The 17,657-nt window shown below is 37.5% G+C and carries 21 protein-coding genes and 1 other annotated feature (1 of these 22 running past the window's edge); of the genes, 18 read left to right on the top strand and 3 right to left on the bottom strand.

All coding sequences use genetic code 11. The features are described 5' to 3' along the window. Positions 1-199: 199 nt before the first annotated feature. From ACN6NE_RS26200 to ACN6NE_RS26190, 3 genes are all read left to right on the top strand, one after another. Complete coding sequence (locus ACN6NE_RS26200; RefSeq protein WP_047750673.1) at positions 200-1,162, top strand: carbohydrate ABC transporter permease; 963 nt, start codon at positions 200-202, stop codon at positions 1,160-1,162. Then, on the top strand, positions 1,162-1,989 hold the full coding sequence (locus ACN6NE_RS26195) for a carbohydrate ABC transporter permease (protein ID WP_013057493.1): 828 nt from the start codon (positions 1,162-1,164) through the stop codon (positions 1,987-1,989). The genes ACN6NE_RS26200 and ACN6NE_RS26195 overlap by 1 nt, the downstream gene beginning before the upstream one ends. Before the next feature lie 70 nt (positions 1,990-2,059). Then, positions 2,060-3,343 carry an ABC transporter substrate-binding protein gene (locus ACN6NE_RS26190; protein ID WP_129710197.1) on the top strand — a complete coding sequence of 428 codons (1,284 nt, stop codon included), beginning with the start codon at positions 2,060-2,062 and terminating at the stop codon, positions 3,341-3,343. An 82-nt stretch (positions 3,344-3,425) separates the two neighbouring features. Here ACN6NE_RS26190 and ACN6NE_RS26185 read toward each other — a convergent pair whose 3' ends face one another. Further along, positions 3,426-3,749, bottom strand: a complete 324-nt coding sequence (locus ACN6NE_RS26185) for a YnfA family protein (RefSeq protein WP_129710194.1) — start codon at positions 3,747-3,749, stop codon at positions 3,426-3,428. 311 nt (positions 3,750-4,060) lie between these two features. Here ACN6NE_RS26185 and ACN6NE_RS26180 point away from each other — a divergent pair, with 311 nt between their 5' ends. Further along, positions 4,061-5,047: an MBL fold metallo-hydrolase gene (locus tag ACN6NE_RS26180; protein WP_129710192.1), complete on the top strand. Its 987-nt coding sequence runs from the start codon at positions 4,061-4,063 to the stop codon at positions 5,045-5,047. Positions 5,048-5,089: 42 nt separating this feature from the next. Here the strand turns inward: ACN6NE_RS26180 and htpX are convergent, their stop codons facing one another. Further along, a complete protein-coding gene (gene htpX, locus ACN6NE_RS26175) occupies positions 5,090-5,962 on the bottom strand; it encodes a protease HtpX (RefSeq protein WP_013057489.1) in 873 nt (290 codons plus the stop codon). A 250-nt stretch (positions 5,963-6,212) separates the two neighbouring features. On the opposite strand from htpX, the gene ACN6NE_RS26170 reads away from it, so the two are divergent. Then, positions 6,213-6,551, top strand: a complete 339-nt coding sequence (locus ACN6NE_RS26170) for a PadR family transcriptional regulator (protein WP_013057488.1) — start codon at positions 6,213-6,215, stop codon at positions 6,549-6,551. Beyond that, positions 6,541-7,218 carry a DUF1129 family protein gene (locus tag ACN6NE_RS26165; protein ID WP_013057487.1) on the top strand — a complete coding sequence of 226 codons (678 nt, stop codon included), beginning with the start codon at positions 6,541-6,543 and terminating at the stop codon, positions 7,216-7,218. The genes ACN6NE_RS26170 and ACN6NE_RS26165 overlap by 11 nt, the downstream gene beginning before the upstream one ends. A 182-nt stretch (positions 7,219-7,400) precedes the next feature. On the opposite strand, the gene plsY is transcribed toward ACN6NE_RS26165, so the two are convergent. Then, positions 7,401-7,988, bottom strand: coding sequence for a glycerol-3-phosphate 1-O-acyltransferase PlsY (gene plsY / locus ACN6NE_RS26160; protein ID WP_129710188.1), 588 nt, complete (start codon positions 7,986-7,988; stop codon positions 7,401-7,403). 534 nt (positions 7,989-8,522) lie between these two features. Here plsY and ACN6NE_RS26155 point away from each other — a divergent pair. The 12 genes from ACN6NE_RS26155 (at position 8,523) to ACN6NE_RS26100 (ending at position 17,585) form a co-directional block, all read left to right on the top strand. After that, positions 8,523-8,711: a hypothetical protein gene (locus tag ACN6NE_RS26155; protein ID WP_474328196.1), complete on the top strand. Its 189-nt coding sequence runs from the start codon at positions 8,523-8,525 to the stop codon at positions 8,709-8,711. Between the two features lie 305 nt (positions 8,712-9,016). Further along, positions 9,017-9,328, top strand: a complete 312-nt coding sequence (locus ACN6NE_RS26150; protein WP_013057484.1) for a hypothetical protein — start codon at positions 9,017-9,019, stop codon at positions 9,326-9,328. A gap of 128 nt (positions 9,329-9,456) precedes the next feature. Continuing rightward, complete coding sequence (locus tag ACN6NE_RS26145) at positions 9,457-10,197, top strand: glycoside hydrolase family 25 protein (RefSeq protein WP_474328515.1); 741 nt, start codon at positions 9,457-9,459, stop codon at positions 10,195-10,197. 34 nt (positions 10,198-10,231) lie between these two features. Then, the gene (locus tag ACN6NE_RS26140) at positions 10,232-10,558 is read left to right on the top strand and encodes a nucleoside triphosphate pyrophosphohydrolase (protein WP_129710184.1); all 327 of its coding nucleotides are present in this window, start codon (positions 10,232-10,234) and stop codon (positions 10,556-10,558) included. A 38-nt stretch (positions 10,559-10,596) separates the two neighbouring features. Further along, positions 10,597-11,571 carry an HNH endonuclease gene (locus ACN6NE_RS26135; RefSeq protein ID WP_474328193.1) on the top strand — a complete coding sequence of 325 codons (975 nt, stop codon included), beginning with the start codon at positions 10,597-10,599 and terminating at the stop codon, positions 11,569-11,571. A 138-nt stretch (positions 11,572-11,709) separates the two neighbouring features. Continuing rightward, positions 11,710-12,654 (top strand): sugar-binding transcriptional regulator, encoded by a 945-nt coding sequence (locus tag ACN6NE_RS26130; protein ID WP_026106623.1) that lies wholly within the window; start codon positions 11,710-11,712, stop codon positions 12,652-12,654. A gap of 5 nt (positions 12,655-12,659) precedes the next feature. Beyond that, positions 12,660-12,983 carry a hypothetical protein gene (locus ACN6NE_RS26125; protein WP_474328191.1) on the top strand — a complete coding sequence of 108 codons (324 nt, stop codon included), beginning with the start codon at positions 12,660-12,662 and terminating at the stop codon, positions 12,981-12,983. A 182-nt stretch (positions 12,984-13,165) separates the two neighbouring features. Further along, a complete protein-coding gene (locus tag ACN6NE_RS26120; RefSeq protein WP_474328189.1) occupies positions 13,166-14,467 on the top strand; it encodes a pyrimidine-nucleoside phosphorylase in 1,302 nt (433 codons plus the stop codon). Between the two features lie 21 nt (positions 14,468-14,488). Continuing rightward, entirely contained in the window at positions 14,489-15,163 is a 675-nt protein-coding gene (gene deoC / locus ACN6NE_RS26115) for a deoxyribose-phosphate aldolase (RefSeq protein ID WP_474328187.1), read from the top strand. A 59-nt stretch (positions 15,164-15,222) separates the two neighbouring features. Then, positions 15,223-15,621 (top strand): cytidine deaminase, encoded by a 399-nt coding sequence (locus ACN6NE_RS26110; protein ID WP_013057475.1) that lies wholly within the window; start codon positions 15,223-15,225, stop codon positions 15,619-15,621. Positions 15,622-15,640: 19 nt separating this feature from the next. Further along, positions 15,641-16,822, top strand: coding sequence for a NupC/NupG family nucleoside CNT transporter (locus tag ACN6NE_RS26105; RefSeq protein ID WP_129710178.1), 1,182 nt, complete (start codon positions 15,641-15,643; stop codon positions 16,820-16,822). Positions 16,823-16,970: 148 nt separating this feature from the next. After that, positions 16,971-17,585 (top strand): AmiS/UreI family transporter, encoded by a 615-nt coding sequence (locus tag ACN6NE_RS26100; protein ID WP_474328184.1) that lies wholly within the window; start codon positions 16,971-16,973, stop codon positions 17,583-17,585. Positions 17,586-17,626: 41 nt separating this feature from the next. After that, positions 17,627-17,657 (top strand) — a binding site (T-box leader); it runs 214 nt beyond the window's last position.

The raw sequence follows: 17,657 nt of genomic DNA, 5'->3' as shown, positions 1-17,657 counted from the left end.
TAGTGTATAAGATAAGAAGATCCGTCGTCCACTTCTAGCTTTTTCTTTTATTTCTTTCATGCTTTAGAAAAGTATGTAAAATGTGCACAGGGGAGAAAATGTTGCACAAAGGTCAATATTTTACACCCTACTCGTCAATTAAAGCGGTTTCATAAATAACGAATTTCGCTAAAATAAGACATAGGGAGGTGCTAGTAAGATGAATAGCCAAAGTAAATTACAGGAGACAGAATATGTTCCTTTAGAGCAAGAACTTAAAAGAGAACCATCAATTAATACGAAAAAACGTAAAAATTTGAAAAATGCAGGTTTATTTGCTCTATTTGTAGGGCCCGCACTTTTAGCGTTTTGTGTGATTGTACTTATACCATTTTTTACAGGGATTTATTATTCATTTACAGACTGGAACGGAGTAAATGGTACGATTAACTGGGTGGGACTTGATAACTTTAAGTATTTATTCACTGAAGATAAGCAGTTTCAGCAATCGTTTTGGATTACAACGAAATACACGGTCGTTGCGATTATCTTAACGAATGTGGTCGGATTCGTATTAGCGATTCTGGTTACTCAAATGTTAAAAACACGAAACATTTTACGTACAGTTTTCTTTATGCCGAATTTAATTGGCGGACTTTTACTAGGATTTGTATGGCAGTTCATTTTCGTAAAAGGATTTGCATCTATCGGACAAATTACGGGAATTTCGCTTTTTGAACTTCCTTGGTTGGGAGACGCAAAAACAGCATTTTGGGGCATCGTGATTGTAAGTGTATGGCAAGGAGCAGGCTATATCATGCTTATTTACACAGCAGCACTTCAAAACGTACCGCAAGAGCTGATTGAAGCAGCAAAAATTGACGGCGCAAGCAGATGGCAAATTCTTCGTCACATTACAATTCCAATGGTAGCACCGGCAGTAACGGTTTGTTTATTCTTAACGATTTCATGGTCATTCAAAGTATTTGATGTCAACTTATCATTAACAAACGGTGGACCATTTAAATCAACAGAAATGTTAGCGCTTAACATTTATACAGAAGCATTTGTTAATAACAGATACGGTTTAGGTGAAGCAAAAGCCTTAATTTTCTTCATCGTCGTAGCAGCGATTACAATTATTCAAGTAACATACACCAAGAAGAAGGAGGTTGAATCGTGATGGGAAACAAATATACGAGCAAAACCTTTATTGTTGAAATTTTAGCGGTCCTGCTTGGATTGGTATTCTTGGTTCCATTTTATTACGTGCTTTCAAACTCGCTGAAGTCATTTGCAGAAATTTTATCAAACACATCGGCACTGCCGACAACGATTCAGTTTCAAAACTTTGTAAATGCATTCAACCAAATGAATTACTTAAAAGTGCTTAGCAACTCGCTGATCATTACAGTCATCAGTAACGCAGTTCTAGTCATCTTCTGTTCAATGGCAGCTTACATGCTGGTTCGAACAAAGAAAAAAATCAGCAGCATTATCTTTATGGCATTCGTAGCGGCAATGGTTATTCCGTTTCAATCTATCATGATTCCGCTTGTAAAAGTAGCAGGAAACTTAAATCTGTTAAACAGCATTTGGGGTATCGTGATCATGTATTTAGGCTTTGGTTCTGGTATGACGATTTTCTTATACCACGGATTTATTAAAGGAATTCCAGTCGAGCTAGAAGAAGCGGCAATCATCGACGGATGCTCACGTCTAGGCGTATTCTGGAGAATTGTATTCCCGTTATTAAAGCCAATTACAGTAACTGTAGTTATCTTAAACAGCCTATGGATTTGGAATGACTTCTTACTTCCATCTCTTGTTCTGCAAGATCCTGAACTAAGAACGATTCCGCTTGCGACATTCTTCTTCTTTGGTCAGTATACAAAGCAGTGGGATTTAGCACTAGCAGCACTTGTGATCAGTATTATTCCGCTATTAATCTTCTTCTTTGCAATGCAAAAACACATTGTTAAAGGAATTACAAGCGGTTCAATTAAATAATAGAAGCGGCAACAGGGCTGGTTTTGATGCCGAGGCGTCAAAATCAGCAGCAAATAGGGAGGAACGGAAAATGGCATTTAAAATGAAAAAATGGCCTTTAGCAGCAGGTGTTTTATCGGCTACGCTTTTATTTTCAACCGCATGTTCAAACGAAAGCGCATCTGGTAATAAAAAAAGCGGCGGAGATCAAGTAGTAGTAGATGTATTTCAAGGAAAAGTAGAGATTGCAGACCAGCTAAAAGCTCTAACTGATCAATATACAAAAGAACATCCAAACGTGAAGTTCAATATCCAAACGGTCGGTGGAGGGGCTGACGGCGCAGCAGCCTTAAAAGCGCAGTTTGCGTCGGGCAATGCACCTGACCTTTTCACAAACGGCGGATATCAAGAGGCAAAAACGTGGAAAAATAAATTAGAAGATTTATCGGATCAGCCTTGGATTGATGACGCGTACGAAAACACACTTACACCAATGACTATGGACGGTAAAGTGTATGGACAGCCGATCAGTCTTGAAGGCTATGGATTTACATATAACAAAAAACTGTTCAAAAAAGCAGGCATCAAAGAACTTCCAAAAACGTATTCAGAATTAGAAGCAGCGGCTAAAAAGCTAAAAGCAGCCGGCATTACGCCATTTTCTATCGGCTACGGCGAGTGGTGGGTGCTTGGAAACCACGGCTTAAATATTCCATTTGCCAGTCAAAAAGATCCGGATGCATTTATTAAAGGATTAAATGACGGCAGTACGAAAATCGCAGGAAACGAGCAGTTCAAACAATATGTAAAGCTGCTTGATTTAACAGTGAAATACGGAAACAAAAATCCGTTAACGACGGACTACAACACGCAAGTAACGAAATTTGCGAACGGTGAAGCAGCGATGATTCAGCAAGGAAACTGGATTCAGCCAATGCTTGATAAAATTACGCCGAACATGGATGTAGGGATTCTGCCTATGCCTTTAAGCGATGATGCAGCTGTAGCTGACAAGCTTGCAATCGACGTTCCAAGCAACTGGGTTATTCACAAACAAGCACCAGCGGCAGATAAAAAAGCAGCCAAAGATTTCTTAAACTGGATGGTCACATCTAAAGAAAGCCAAAAAGCACTAGTAGAAGACTTTAAGTACATTCCAGCCTTTAAGTCAATTGAAGCAAAAGACATCGGACCTTTAGGTGAAGAGCTTCTTAAATATTCTAAAGATCAAAAAACGATTCCTTGGGAATGGACAAAGTTCCCGGAAGGCGTAACGCAAAAATTCGGAGCGGATGTACAAGAATACATCGGCGGCCAAACATCTGAAGATGAGCTGTTAAAATCATTAGATAAAAGATGGGCTGAGTTGAAGTAATAGAAAAGACAACATAACTGTATCTATATAAAAAATAAAAGGCGGCAGAATTTATGTATTCTGCCGCTTTCTGCATTATCACTTAACTTCTTGGCCAAAGCATAACCGCTACGCCAATCAGACACACAAGTCCGCCAATCCAATCGTATGTATCGGGCATTTTTTTATCAACCCACCACCCCCAAAACAGGCTTAAAACAATAAAAATACCTCCGTAAGCTGCATATACACGTCCAAAGTCCGGGAACGACTGCCACGTAGCAATGACGCCGTACAGCACCAAAGCAATACCGCCCAGAAGTCCTAACCAGCTTGATGCTCCCTCGCGCAGCCACTGCCAAATCAGATAGCCTCCGCCAATCTCAGCAAGACCCGCTAGGATAAAAAGAAAAATCGCTTTAATCATACCCTATACTCCTTATTTCATCATATCGTCTCTTTATTCTATCTTACTTTCTTAGTTTGATGAACCATTCGTTTGCTTTAAATAAGTACACTGGAAAGCATTCCTTTATCAATTTGTCTTCAAACCTGCTAAACTATTAATAGTATGAATTCATGTAAAATGGTTGTCAGAGTACAAAGAGCCATTTAATGATTGATGCTCAGCGCACTTTTACAAAAGGTAGAAGTTAGTAGTAGATGGGCTATTTAAAAGAATGAAACGTTTAATAAGATAAAGCAGTAAAAAGAATGCAGATATAGGGGTTTGGTAAAATGAGTTTAGATAATAAAGTGATACGAATTGAGCTGCCTACACCATTTCCAATTGGACCAGTGAATGTGTTTTTACTAAAAGCAGATAAGTTAACGTTAATCGATGCAGGTATGAAAACGAAAGAAGCCTGGAATGTTTTTGAAGAGGCATTACGTAAAGAAGGATATGAAGTAACAGACATTGAACAAATTATTCTTACTCATCAGCATCCGGATCACACTGGATTTTTAGAATGGCTGCCTAGTGATATACCGGTTTATGGTCATAAGCTTGTGGAGCCTTGGATTTACCAAGATGAAGAGTTTGTTCAGCAGCATAATGAGTTATACCGTAATTTCCTTATTGAGTTTGGAGTCAGTGATGATGTAATGGAAGAATGGCTTCGTAAAGCAACGGCTGCAATTCAAGTATATTCACCTAAAGGGCAAAAGCTAACCGGGTATTTAAAAGAAGGAGATACACTTCCCTATGCGAGTGAGTGGGAAGTAATTGAAGCACCGGGACATTCGTTAAGTCAGCTTATGTTTTACAATCGCAAAGAAAAGGTGGCGTTTGGCGGAGATCATATTTTGCCAAAAGTGCCGTCAAATCCATACTTGGAACCGACGATCCAAAATCCTAAGCCAACGCCGCTATTGGACTACTTGGCGTCTCTTGAAAAAACGTTGAACTACGACATTGATTTGATTTACAGCGGACATGGTGAACCGCTTAGCGACATTCATTCTTTAATTATGGAACGTATTCAAAAGCAGCATAAATGGGCGCTGCGCGTGTTACAAGCGATGGGGGAAGGAAAGAAAACAACGCTTGAAGTAAGCGCAGCTTTTTTCCCGGATATGTATCAAAAAGCACCGGACTTTATTTTCTCAGAAGTGTACGGCCAGCTTACGTATTTAGAGAAAGAAGGATACGTTGAATTAACAAAAAATGAAGACGGCGTCTTGCTGTGGGAAACTACACGTGTGCTTACTCCTCAGTCATAACATAAAAAAACCAGCTTCTTTAATGAAGCTGGTTTTGTCTGCTTATAGTGAATGCAAGCGCTCAATGCGTTTTTCAAGTGGCGGGTGAGTAGAAAATAAGCGTGAGAACTTTTCTTTGCCGCTAATCTTAAAAGCAGCAATTGATTTTTGACGGTCATCTACTAATGAAGTAGTATGACGAAGCGATTCTAACGCATAAATCATTTTTTCTTTACCACCGAGTTTAGCTGCAAGCTCATCGGCTTTGAATTCACGTCTTCTTGAATGCCAGAAGATAATGGGGCTGCTTAAGATACTAAAGAGAATCTCAAATACAATCGATGTAAGGAAATAAACAACCATCGCAAACTCTTCTCGCACAAAGTTTGACACCGCTTTGGCTACTAAACGAGAGAAGAAAATAACGAATGTATTTAAGACTCCTTGCAGAAGCGTAGTTGTGACCATATCACCGCTTTTAATATGCGCTATTTCGTGAGCGATAACGCCGCTGATTGCATCGCGGTCCATTCGTTCAAGCATTCCGCTTGAAACGGCAACAAGTGAGCGTCTTTTACTTGGCCCAGTTGCAAAAGCGTTAACTTCCGCTGAATGATAAATTCCGACCTGAGGCATTTTTCTTAATCCTGCAACAGATGCAAGTCGGTGCGTTTCTTCTAGAACAAATCGTTCGTATTCACCTTGAGGGGAACGTTCATCAATAACTTGAACACCCATCATCCACTTTGCCATCACGCGGGACATCATAAGAGAAATAATCGCGCCGCTGAAGCCGGCAATTACGCTAAATGCCAGCAGGCCGCCGTAACCGCTGCTCCCCATATAGCTTTGAACACCTAATAAAGATGTAATCGTTGTGATTGTAATTAATACTAAAATATTAACGAAAATAAATAGTGAAATTCGTTTTAGCACAAGTCTTCCTCCTTTAACTAATACGTGCATGATAGGTATACGGTTGGAGGAGAGAAAAGGTTTCATTTATTTATTCAAAGTTATTAAAAAGATTACTATGTTAAGTGGTTTAATAAAAAAGTAAATAAATGGTTGTGCATTTACCATAAATAGGTTATTATAAGTGGTATAAAGCTATCTTGTTTTGCAAGATAGTTTTACTTTAAAAATGTATCTTGTATAACAAGATAGTGAAAAGGAAGAAATCAATATGTCTTTGAGAAGTCAATTGTTAAAAGGGATTTTAGAAGGGTGTATCTTATCAATTATTCAAAAAGAAACGGTTTATGGCTATGAGCTATCCCAGAAGCTTCAACAATATGGATTAAATGATGTGAGTGAAGGTTCGATTTACCCCATTTTACTACGTCTTCAAAAGGAGGGATTAATAAAAGGAGAAATGAGAGCGTCGCCTTCGGGTCCTAAACGAAAATACTATCATCTTACGGCATCTGGTGAAAATGCATTATGTGAAATCCAAGAGGAATGGATCAACATTCAAAACCCTGTAGATAAATTGTTGAATAGGAGTTTTTACGATGAACGCTAAGGAATTAATTAAATTAAATAATAAGAAACGAAAAGAGCTGACCAAGGAAAATGAAGAGTACTATGATAATATGCTTGTTTACATTCGAACGAGTGTGTCAGTTTCTGAACAGCAGGCTGAGGAGTTATTAATGGAGCTTTTAGATCATCTTATTGACGCACAAGCGGAAGGGAAGCGTGCTGAAGAGGTGTTTGGAGAGAACCTTAAGACGTACTGTGATGAAATGATTAAACAGTTGCCTAAAGAACCCTTAAAAAGCACTGCTTTTTTTATAAGCTTTTTATTGTTACAGCTAGCAAGTTTAATGGCTATTGTAAACGGGGTAGGAAATATTGCTGTACATTATTTTAGGGATAGCAGTCAGACGGTTTATACCGGAACAGCAATCGTCACTTTTGTTATCGTTGCAGTTATTATTTCTCTTGATGTTTTTCTGCTTTTAAAATGGATACAAAAATCTGTTTACAAAATTAAGAATAAGATTAAGGACTTTTTTCTACTCTTTGTCTTAATTTTTGTTTCTCTTGCAGGGATGGTTTTTTTGCCAAAGCTTATTCCACCTTTTGGATATGTAATAGAAGTTGGAGGCTTCTTATATTTAGCTGCTGGTGCCGTAACACTCATCGTTTTAAGATGGTTAAATAGTAAATATCAAATTACAAAATGAGATACAAGAAGTAGCGGAATGTATGATTCACTCTATAACCAAGAGCGTTTTTTAAAAGAAATTTTATAATTTACGTCTATCTTCGGACGAGAAGTACTAAAATAATAAAAAAAGGTGTTCAAATCATGAACACCTTTTTGGTAAAAATATTTAAAGATTAATAGTAAATAACTTTATTACGCTTAAAAATTAACTTTTGGTTCTGTACCTAATTTAATGCGTTTGAAGTTTTTAATATGCTTCCATGTAATGAAAACAAAAATAACGGCTGCAAATACCATTAAAACTACATCGCCTACATAAATTGATGCTAAAAAGGCAACCAATGCGCCAATAGGTGAAGATAAGGATACGTATTTAGAAATTTTGAGAGAAATTAAAAAAGCAAGAACCCCTAGAATGAAAGCTAATGGTGAAAATGCAAGGAATACACCAGCGGCAGTCGCTACGGATTTTCCTCCTTTAAACTTTGCAAAAATCGGATAGCTATGTCCAAGAATAGCGATAAATCCAGGGACAAGCATATGCAAGTGGCTATTCATCATAAGCGGTAAACAGACAGCTAGCGAGCCTTTTGCTATATCGCCGATCAATACTATAATACCTGCTTTCTTTCCTAAAGTGCGAAAGGTATTAGTGGCTCCTAAGTTACCGCTTCCGTGCTTGCGAACATCGGTTTTGTAAAAGCCCTTTCCAATCACTAAAGCAAAAGGAATTGATCCAATTAAATAAGCTAATAAGATAATTATGGCGTTTGTTAATACGTTCATTGTTGGCACCTCAAATTGTGTTGTTATTATTTATTAAAATATAAATGCGGTAAAAGCAGCCTTTTATATGGCTAAAGGTTTCTCGTTTTTTCGACGGAGGTTCTATAAATTCAATTGGATTTTTAGTGGGACAATCCAATAACTTTTAGTATGTTAAGATGTTTTTGAATTTTCAAGCCTTCCTACGTATTAGGACGGATTGATATGTCCATTATAAATATGTAAAAAAAAGAAAAGAGGATAGGCGGAAAGGCAAAAATAAAAAAACTTGCTACAACACCAGCGAAGTTTTTTGCGCATAAGCTGTTCTGATTTTTTCTACAAAAATAAAGAACTTGTAATACAATTTTTAAAATATAACATAAATGTTTAAGGATTAAAAGATATTTAGGGTATATTGTATTAGAAAGAATGACTTTTAATATTTTTTTATAAAAAATAAGACAAATAAATTAACAAATCAAAAAAAATATAATAGAATGTAAAACGGTGTTTCGAAATATTAACTTCTTAAAGTTGAAAGGAGTCCTGCACTTGTTGTGGACAGATATCAAAGAACGAGAAGTAGTTATGTACAAAAACTGCCAGGCGAAAATTTTAGAAAAAAAGTTGCCAAATAAAATAGTCGTGCGCAATCTAGAATTCCCGGAAAAAGGCGATTGGATATCAGCCGAGCTTGATTTTGAAGCTGTTGAAAAATTTGAGAAGAGTCGAGAACACTAATACAAAAAACATTTTACAATAATTCTATTTATCATATAAGAAAAAGCCGAGCTTAAATTTTGAGTTCGGCTTTTTTGTTTATATCTCCTTCGTTCTCTTTACGAAGAGCTCCTCGTTATTACATTTACAACCATGCCTTTTCCTCTCATTTATTTTCCACTATTACATTAGTTCCTTATAAAAACTTATCTTTATACGGGACTATCGATTTATTTTTCGTACACGTATTTTTGCCACTTTTTCATATACAAACGTTCAGAAACAAAACCTCTTTGCATACATTGAAGACAAAGGGGGAGGATACAATGGGAAAAGCAAGTCGTATATTGAAATGGGTCAGCGGAGGATTGGAGGCCCTTTGGGGGATTCCACTTCTGGGTGGCACCTTGGTTATAAGCCTAGCCTACACGCCGCTTATTCTAATGCTCGCATTGCATATCGTAGGTTTAGTATTTGCCATTAAAACAAACAAAGTTCGGACAGGGCATATCATGGGAATTGTCTGTTCCGCTATTGCGTGGATTCCTGTGGTCGGCATGATCATGCACATTTTAACGGCTATTTTCTTACTTATAGAAGCAGCCAAAGATAATGAACCATCTGAAGACGCAGCATAAAAGAAGAGCCGCCTGATTTTAGGTGGTTTTTTATATTTCCAAATAAAGACTTGTAGGCTCTTTTGCTTTGGAAAATCCTTTTTATGTTAGAATATTAGAAGTACTTTCTAAAAAAGGGGGTAAACACAATAGATAAAGCAAATCAAAAGAACAAAAGATTTCTTGCTGTAGGAGTTATATTAGTCGTTCTTGTAAGCTTTATATTTTTACTATGGAGTAAAGGCTGGGTAATTCCTAATGCGATAAGTGCCAACCGCTATGACGTAAAAGGCGTAGACGTATCTTCTTATCAAGGGGAGATTAATTGGAATGTGCTGAGTAAACAAGATATTCAGTTTGCTTTTATTAAAGCAACGGAAGGAAGTTCATTTCAAGATCCTTTATTTAAACAAAACTGGGAACAAGCAAATCGCAAAAACATGCGGATCGGAGCTTATCACTTTTTTAGCTACGATAGCAAAGGTTCCACACAAGCGGCTAATTTTATCAAAGCGGTCTCTCTTAAAAATAACGATTTGCCTCCAGTGATTGATGTAGAATTTTACGGAGATAAAAAACAAAACCTTCCGTCTCAGAAACATGTATACAAGGAGCTTTCTAGCATGATTAAACGTCTTGATTCTCATTATGGCAAGCGCGTCATTCTTTATACGACGCCTAAAGCGTATGACTTGTATATTGAAAACAGATATCCTGAGTGTGATATTTGGATTCGCGATGTTGTGAAAAAGCCTACTCTTGAAGAACAGAAGAAATGGACGTTTTGGCAGTATACGGACAAAGGGCGGTTAAGCGGTTATAAAGGTAAAGAAACGTTTATTGATTTAAATGTGTTTAACGGAAATCAAGCAGAATTTGAAAAATACTAGTTTACTAGAAAGGTAAAAGATGGAGGAAAAAATAATGCCTACTTATAACAAGCTAGTGCGAGATAAAATTCCTACGATTATTGAACAAAGCGGAAAAACCTTCAAATCACGCGTGCTCCAGCGAGAGGAATATCAACATGAGCTGACGAAAAAGGCAAAAGAAGAGCTTCAAGAGTACATAGAAGCCCAAACGCATCAAGAGGCTATTGAAGAGCTCGCGGATTTACTGGAAGTTATGCACGCGCTAGCTGCTGTGCACGGGGCCACGCCAGAACAACTTGAGAAAGTGCGTGAGGAGAAGGCCAAGGAGCGCGGGAAGTTTGATGATCGGGTTTATTTAGTGGAAACAGAAGAAGCGTAGTTTGATGGTGCAATAGTGGAGGGAGTGAGCGGTGGCAGGTGAGTTTTAATTTAAAAGTAGGAGAAATAAAAAAAGCTTATTTAACAGAACAAGAAATTTGGAAGATCATTAATCAATTTTTCGCTAATGGTCACTTTACCACAACGTATAAATATGGATTAATGAAAGCTTTAATTGAAAGCCTATATAACGTTGACAATCGGTTAGTACTCACGTTTGATCAAGTGTATTTTTCATTTGCTAAAATATATTGGAATTTGGTTATTCATCATGATTTAAATCAATTAAATACACCCAATAGACAATCTGGAATTCAAAAAGAGTTAAAGGAATTTCAGTTAATGCATGGTGTCCCCAATAAAGTAGTATTTGATCGTTTACCAAGTAATCTTCAATTGCAATTAGTAGAAAGAACTAAAAAAGTGGGGGCAAGGTATGTAGTAGGGGCATTATACGGAGATATGGAAGGTTCTATTTATGAGTTTGATAAAAGAACAGAATACATAAAGTTTAATAGCAGTATGTATATTTTTTTACAAAAATATAGACAAATTGTTACTCATTTAACCAATTATCATTTGGCGAAATTTTTAGAAAAGCATAATGACAAAAATAAGTTAGAAGATGTCTTATTGAAAGTGGAAAATATTTCAAAACACGAATCGCTGCATGCATTCTATAACATACTTTGGAAATATGAAACAAAAGAATGTTTTTATTGTGGGAAAGTTCTTTCTGATAAACGCATCGCTACTCATGTAGATCATTTTATTCCATGGAGTTATATCCAATCAGATAATATGTGGAATTTGGTGTTAAGCTGTCAAAGTTGCAACACAAAAAAGAGCAATAAACTTGCTAAGAGTGTATACCTCGAGAAGATGTTTGTTCGTAACGATCATCTTAAATTAACAGCAGTTCATAATGATTTTAACTATTATTCGGAGCGTAAGTTAGAAGCTCTTTATGAGTATGCTGGAATGAATGGATACGTAGAAAACTGGGCTCCTTAACCGTAAGTAGCTCTCTTTTCATCTCGGTTACAAAATCCCCTCTTGAAATTTTGTTCACCAAACAAGTAAACTAAAGACATAAGTTTGGTAAAATAGGGATAAGAAATTCATGAGGTAAGGGAGAACAAGTCGATGGAGATGGATCAAGAGAAATTTAATAAGGTGATTGAAGCGGCAAGGATGTATTATATTCTTGATTATAATCAAAGTGAAATTGCAAAAAAGCTTGGTGTATCAAGGCCTACGGTTTCTCGATTGCTGCAGACAGCAAAAGAAGAAGGCATTGTTCAAATTAAAATTGTGGATTCATCTATCAATAGTGAAAAATTGTCTTCTCAACTTGAACAAAAATTCAATTTAAAAAAAGCAATCGTCACACCGGTGCCTCAATATGAAAATCACATTATTAAAAGTCATCTAGGCGTGGCAGCAGCTGACTATCTCTATGACATCGTAAAAGACGGAGACATTATTGGGGTGACGTGGGGAACAACTCTTTATCAAGTGGCCATCGATTTAAAACAAAAGTATGTGAATGACGTGCAGGTTGTGCAGTTAAAAGGTGGAGTAAGCCATTCGGAAACGAGCACGTATGCTTCTGAAATTATGTACTTATTTGGAAAGGCATACAATACGCCTCCTATGCATCTTCCTTTGCCTGTAATTGTCGATCACGTGGTAGTCAAAAAAGCAATGGAAACGGATCGTCATATTAAGCGTATTTTAGATTTAGGCAAACAAGCCAATATTGCCGTCTTTACTACGGGACCCATTAAAACGGATTCGCTGCTTTTTCAGCTTGGCTACTTTTCCGAACAAGATGTAGAGATGATTTCCTCCCGAGCAGTGGGAGACATTTGTTCACGTTTTTTTGATAAAGATGGACAAATTTGCAATGAAAGCCTGGATGAACGGACGCTTGGACTTGATTTGGAAGAACTAAAGAAGAAAGAGTACGCCATTTTAGTAGCCGGCGGGGATCAGAAAATTGACAGCATTTACGGAGCGCTGCAAGGGAAATTTGCAAATGTGCTCGTTACTGATCAGTTCACAGCGCGCTTTTTGTTAGATAAACAAGAGTAAGGGAGATGAAGACGCTGTTTTTTCAAGAGCAAAAGCTTCATCGGATTGAAATAGTAGAAGATATTGCATCTTATTCGGCGTCATCTCTGCAGGCACAGCGAAACCGGTATCCTTTTCAAACAGACGTTTCAAAGGACGGAGTGATTGCAAAAGGAACCACAGGCTATATCATTAAACGGTGGGGAAGAATGTACTTTTCTCCTGATGCTAATCAAAAAGGGATTGAACGATTTATCCCGTCTGATCAGCCATATGTATTAATTCCTTATAAAAAGGTAAAGAATAAGTACCGAATCATGTTGTCATTTGTGATAAAAGCTGAAAAATAAGGGAAGACTTCCGAGTGCGGAAGTCTTTTTTTATTCACTAAAACAGCGGCTATAAATATTTTTGAACAAATGTAAATATATCTGTTTACAATTGTTCAAAGCTATTATATAGTAAGGGTGTAAGTTGTTGAAAACGTTTTAGTGGATGCACAATATGCAGATACTTTTAGGGGGAAAACGTCATGAGAATGGTTGACTTAATTGAAAAGAAACGTAATGGACATGAATTAAATAAAGCTGAAATTGATTTTATTATTGAAGGTTATACAAAAGGGGATTTACCTGATTATCAGCTATCGGCATTTGCGATGGCAATTTACTTTCAAGGAATGACGCAGGAAGAACGCGTGAATTTAACGCAAGCAATGGTTGAATCAGGCGATCAAATCGACTTATCAAAAATTGAAGGTATTAAAGTAGACAAACACAGCACAGGCGGCGTAGGTGATACAACAACACTTGTATTAGGACCTTTAGTAGCTGCGGTTGATGTACCGGTTGCCAAAATGTCTGGCCGCGGCTTAGGACACACTGGCGGTACGATTGATAAACTTGAAGCAGTGCCTGGATTCCACGTTGAAATTACAAACGAAGAATTCATTCGTTTAGTAAATACAAATAAAATTGCCGTTATCGGTCAAAGCGGAGACTTAACGCCGGCGGATAAAAAACTTTATGCACTTCGTGATGTAACAGCAACGGTTGATTCGATTCCGTTAATTGCAAGCTCAATTATGAGTAAGAAAATTGCAGCTGGAGCAGATGCCATTTGCTTGGATGTAAAAACTGGGAACGGCGCATTTATGAAAAAGCTTGAAGACGCTGAAGAATTAGCAAAAGCAATGGTTGAAATCGGAAAAGGCGTAGGCCGAAACACAAAAGCAATCATTTCAGATATGAGCCAGCCTCTAGGTTTTGCGGTTGGTAATGCGCTTGAAGTAAAAGAAGCTATCGACACGTTAAAAGGCGAAGGCCCTGAAGATTTAACAGAGCTTTGCTTAACATTAGGAAGTCACATGGTTGTACTTGCTGAAAAAGCAAGCAGCTTAGATGAAGCGCGTGCAATGCTTCAAGAGGTGATTAAAAACGGAAAAGCATTAGAATCGTTCAAAACGTTCTTAAGCGCACAAGGCGGAGACGCTTCTGTTGCAGACGATCCGTCTAAATTACCGGATGCAGCGCACAAAATTGAAGTGCCAGCAAAAGAAGATGGCTACATTTCAGAAATCGTTGCAGAAAAAATCGGCGTAGCAGCAATGAAGCTAGGTGCAGGACGTGCAACAAAAGAATCTGAAATCGACTTAGCAGTTGGTATCATGCTAAATAAAAAAGTTGGCGACCAAGTGAAAAAAGGCGACTCTCTTGTTACAATTCACAGCAACAGTGAAGATGTACAGGAAGTAATGGATATCGTTTATGATTCTTACAGCACGGTCGCTGAAAAAGTGGAAGCTCCACCGTTAATTTATAAAGAAATTCATTAAGAAAGAGAGAGGAAGAACAAAATGAGTCACAACATTACGGGTATTATTGATCATACATTATTAAAAGCAGATGCAACAGAAGAGCAAATTACGGTTTTAGCACAAGAAGCAAAAGAATATTCATTCGCTTCGGTTTGTGTAAATCCAACGTGGGTAAAAAAAGCAGCTGAGTTATTAAAAGATGCTCCAGAAGTGAAAGTATGTACGGTAATCGGTTTCCCTCTTGGAGCTACTACTTCAGCAGTAAAAGCATTCGAAACAACAAATGCAATCGAAAACGGTGCAGATGAAGTAGATATGGTAATCAACATCGGCGCGTTAAAAGATAAAAACTATGACTTAGTGCAAAGCGATATTCAAGCAGTAGTAGATGCTGCAAAAGGCAAAGCGCTAGTAAAAGTAATTATTGAAACAGCTCTTTTAACAGACGAAGAAAAAGCAAAAGTTTCTGAGCTAGCTGTAAAAGCTGGAGCTGATTTTGTTAAAACATCAACCGGCTTCTCAACAGGAGGCGCAACGGTAGAAGATGTAGCGCTTATGAGAAAAACGGTTGGACCAGATGTAGGTGTAAAAGCTTCTGGAGGAGTTCGAGGCTTAGAAGATGCAAAAGCAATGATTGAAGCTGGTGCAACACGTATTGGTGCAAGCTCTGGCGTATCAATTGCAAAAGGTCAATTAAGCAACTCTGATTATTAATAAATGACAGCAGGTTAGTACTAACTAACCTGCTGTAAACTAAGCAAAGGATGATGACTGTGGAGCCAAAACAATTAATAGATGAAGCAATCGCAGCAAGTAAACAAGCACATGTACCATATTCTCATTTCCATGTTGGTGCAGCTCTTTTAACAACCGATGGGAAGATTTATCGTGGATGCAATATTGAAAACGCTTCCTATGGATTGACGAACTGTGCTGAGCGAACGGCTATTTTTAAAGCTGTTTCAGAAGGGGACAAGCAGTTTTCAGCTATTGCAGTTGTAGGAGATACGGACGGACCAATTTCTCCTTGCGGCGCATGCAGACAAGTATTAGCTGAGTTCTGTGATGATCATACACAAATTATCTTAGCAAACCTAAAAGGAGATTTTGTGATTACCAACATCAACGAAATCTTACCGGGCTATTTTTCATCAAAAGACTTACAAAAATAAGTAAGCAGTGGAGGATACTATGAAATATTTAATCGGCATCTTAGGGTTACTCGTTGTCTTTGGATTAGCGTATCTTGCAAGTAATAACCGTAAAGAAATCAAATATAAACCAATCGTTATTATGGTTGTGATTCAAGTTCTTTTATCAGCTTTACTTCTTAATACAAAGTTTGGCTTGATTATTATCAATGCGATTGCCAGCGTTTTTGGAAAGCTGCTTTCATACGCAAATGAAGGCGTAGAGTTCGTATTTGGCGGAATCGCGAATAAAGGATCAATGCCGTTTTTCTTAAACGTGCTGCTTCCTATCGTTTTTATCTCTGTCTTGATTGGGATTTTACAGCACTTTAAAATTCTTCCTTTCATTATGAAATGGATTGGTTTAGTTCTCAGCAAGATTAACGGAATGGGAAAATTAGAGTCTTATAACGCAGTAGCTTCTGCGATTGTAGGTCAGTCAGAAGTATTTATTACTGTTAAAAAGCAATTAGACAAACTGCCGCCAAACCGTTTATATACGCTTTGTGCATCAGCTATGTCAACTGTTTCAATGTCAATTGTCGGCGCTTATATGACAATGATTGAACCAAAATACGTAGTAACGGCAATTGTGATTAACTTATTTGGCGGATTTATTATTTCTTCTATCATTAACCCTTACACAGTAACGGATCAAGAAGATATTTTAGAAGTACAAACAGGTCATAAGCAAACGTTCTTCGAAATGCTTGGCGAATATATTATGGATGGATTTAAAGTAGCGATTATCGTAGGTGCGATGCTGATTGGTTTCGTTGCGCTGATGGCTGCGATTGATAACGTGTTTGAAATGTTGTTTGGTCTGTCGTTCCAGCACCTGCTTGGCTATGTGTTTGCACCGTTTGCATTCATCATGGGTGTTCCTTCTTCAGAAGTAGTAGCAGCGGGTGGAATTATGGCAACAAAACTTGTAACAAATGAATTTGTGGCAATGATGAGTCTGTCGGATATGGCTTCAACATTCAGTGCTAAAACGCTTGGAATTGTATCCGTATTCTTAGTATCATTCGCTAACTTCTCATCAATTGGAATCGTGTCAGGAGCTGTTAAAGGCTTAAGCGAAAAGCAAGGAAATACAGTAGCGCGCTTTGGTCTTCGTTTACTGTACGGAGCTACGCTTGTAAGCGTACTGTCAGCAATTGTTGTCAGCTTTATTTTATAAGTGTAATAGAAACAGAAAGAAAAGCAGTTTCCTTTTTAAAAGGAATTGCTTTTTCTTTTTTACATGTAAACCGCAACTCCGCACATCCTAAAGAAAAACATCGACACAGAGGAGGACAAGAAAAGCTGGGGGCTTTTCTTACTGAAAAATGGATCAAATTGGACTGTTGCTGTCAGGTGCAGCTTTATTTTTAAACGGACTGATGCTGCTTGGAAAAGCAGATGAAAAAAATGTAGGTGTGTTTAACTTATTTGTTGGAGCATTTCAAGTTATTGTTCCGTTTTATTTAATTATTACGTCAGATCAAAGCAACTGGATTTTGTATGAAAGCACGGCGATTTTTTTATTTGGCCTTACGTATTTATATGTAGGCGTGACGGTATTAAAAGGAATGCAGGGAACGGGACTTGGCTATTACTCACTTTGGGTATCCATTATCGCTTTAGTGTACGTTACGGTTTCTCTTGTTCACTATCATGACGTAGTGAATGCCATTACATGGATTCTTTGGTCGTTTTTATGGTTTTTATTTTACGTGCTGAATACGAGCAAAAAAGATGTATCTGCATATGTAGGGAAAGTCGCGATTGTACAGTCGTGGGTGACGTTAACGATTCCAGCGCTGTTTTCACTAACAGGCGTATGGGGAAATAAGGATATGTACAATATGTGGGGAATCGTGCTGGTAGCTTCCATCATTTATTTTGTATATCTAGGATATCGACTATTCTTTTCTCAGCCGCAAAAAATGATTTTAAAATAATTATTTACAAAAAATAGATAATAATGGTAAGATGTTAGAAATTAAATGCCGTGAAGAGAAAAGTAGACAGCG

Source organism: Priestia sp. 53B2 (assembly GCF_056099005.1).
Note: the sequence above shows the minus strand (reverse complement) of the source record. Positions and strands in the feature narration are given on the sequence as shown.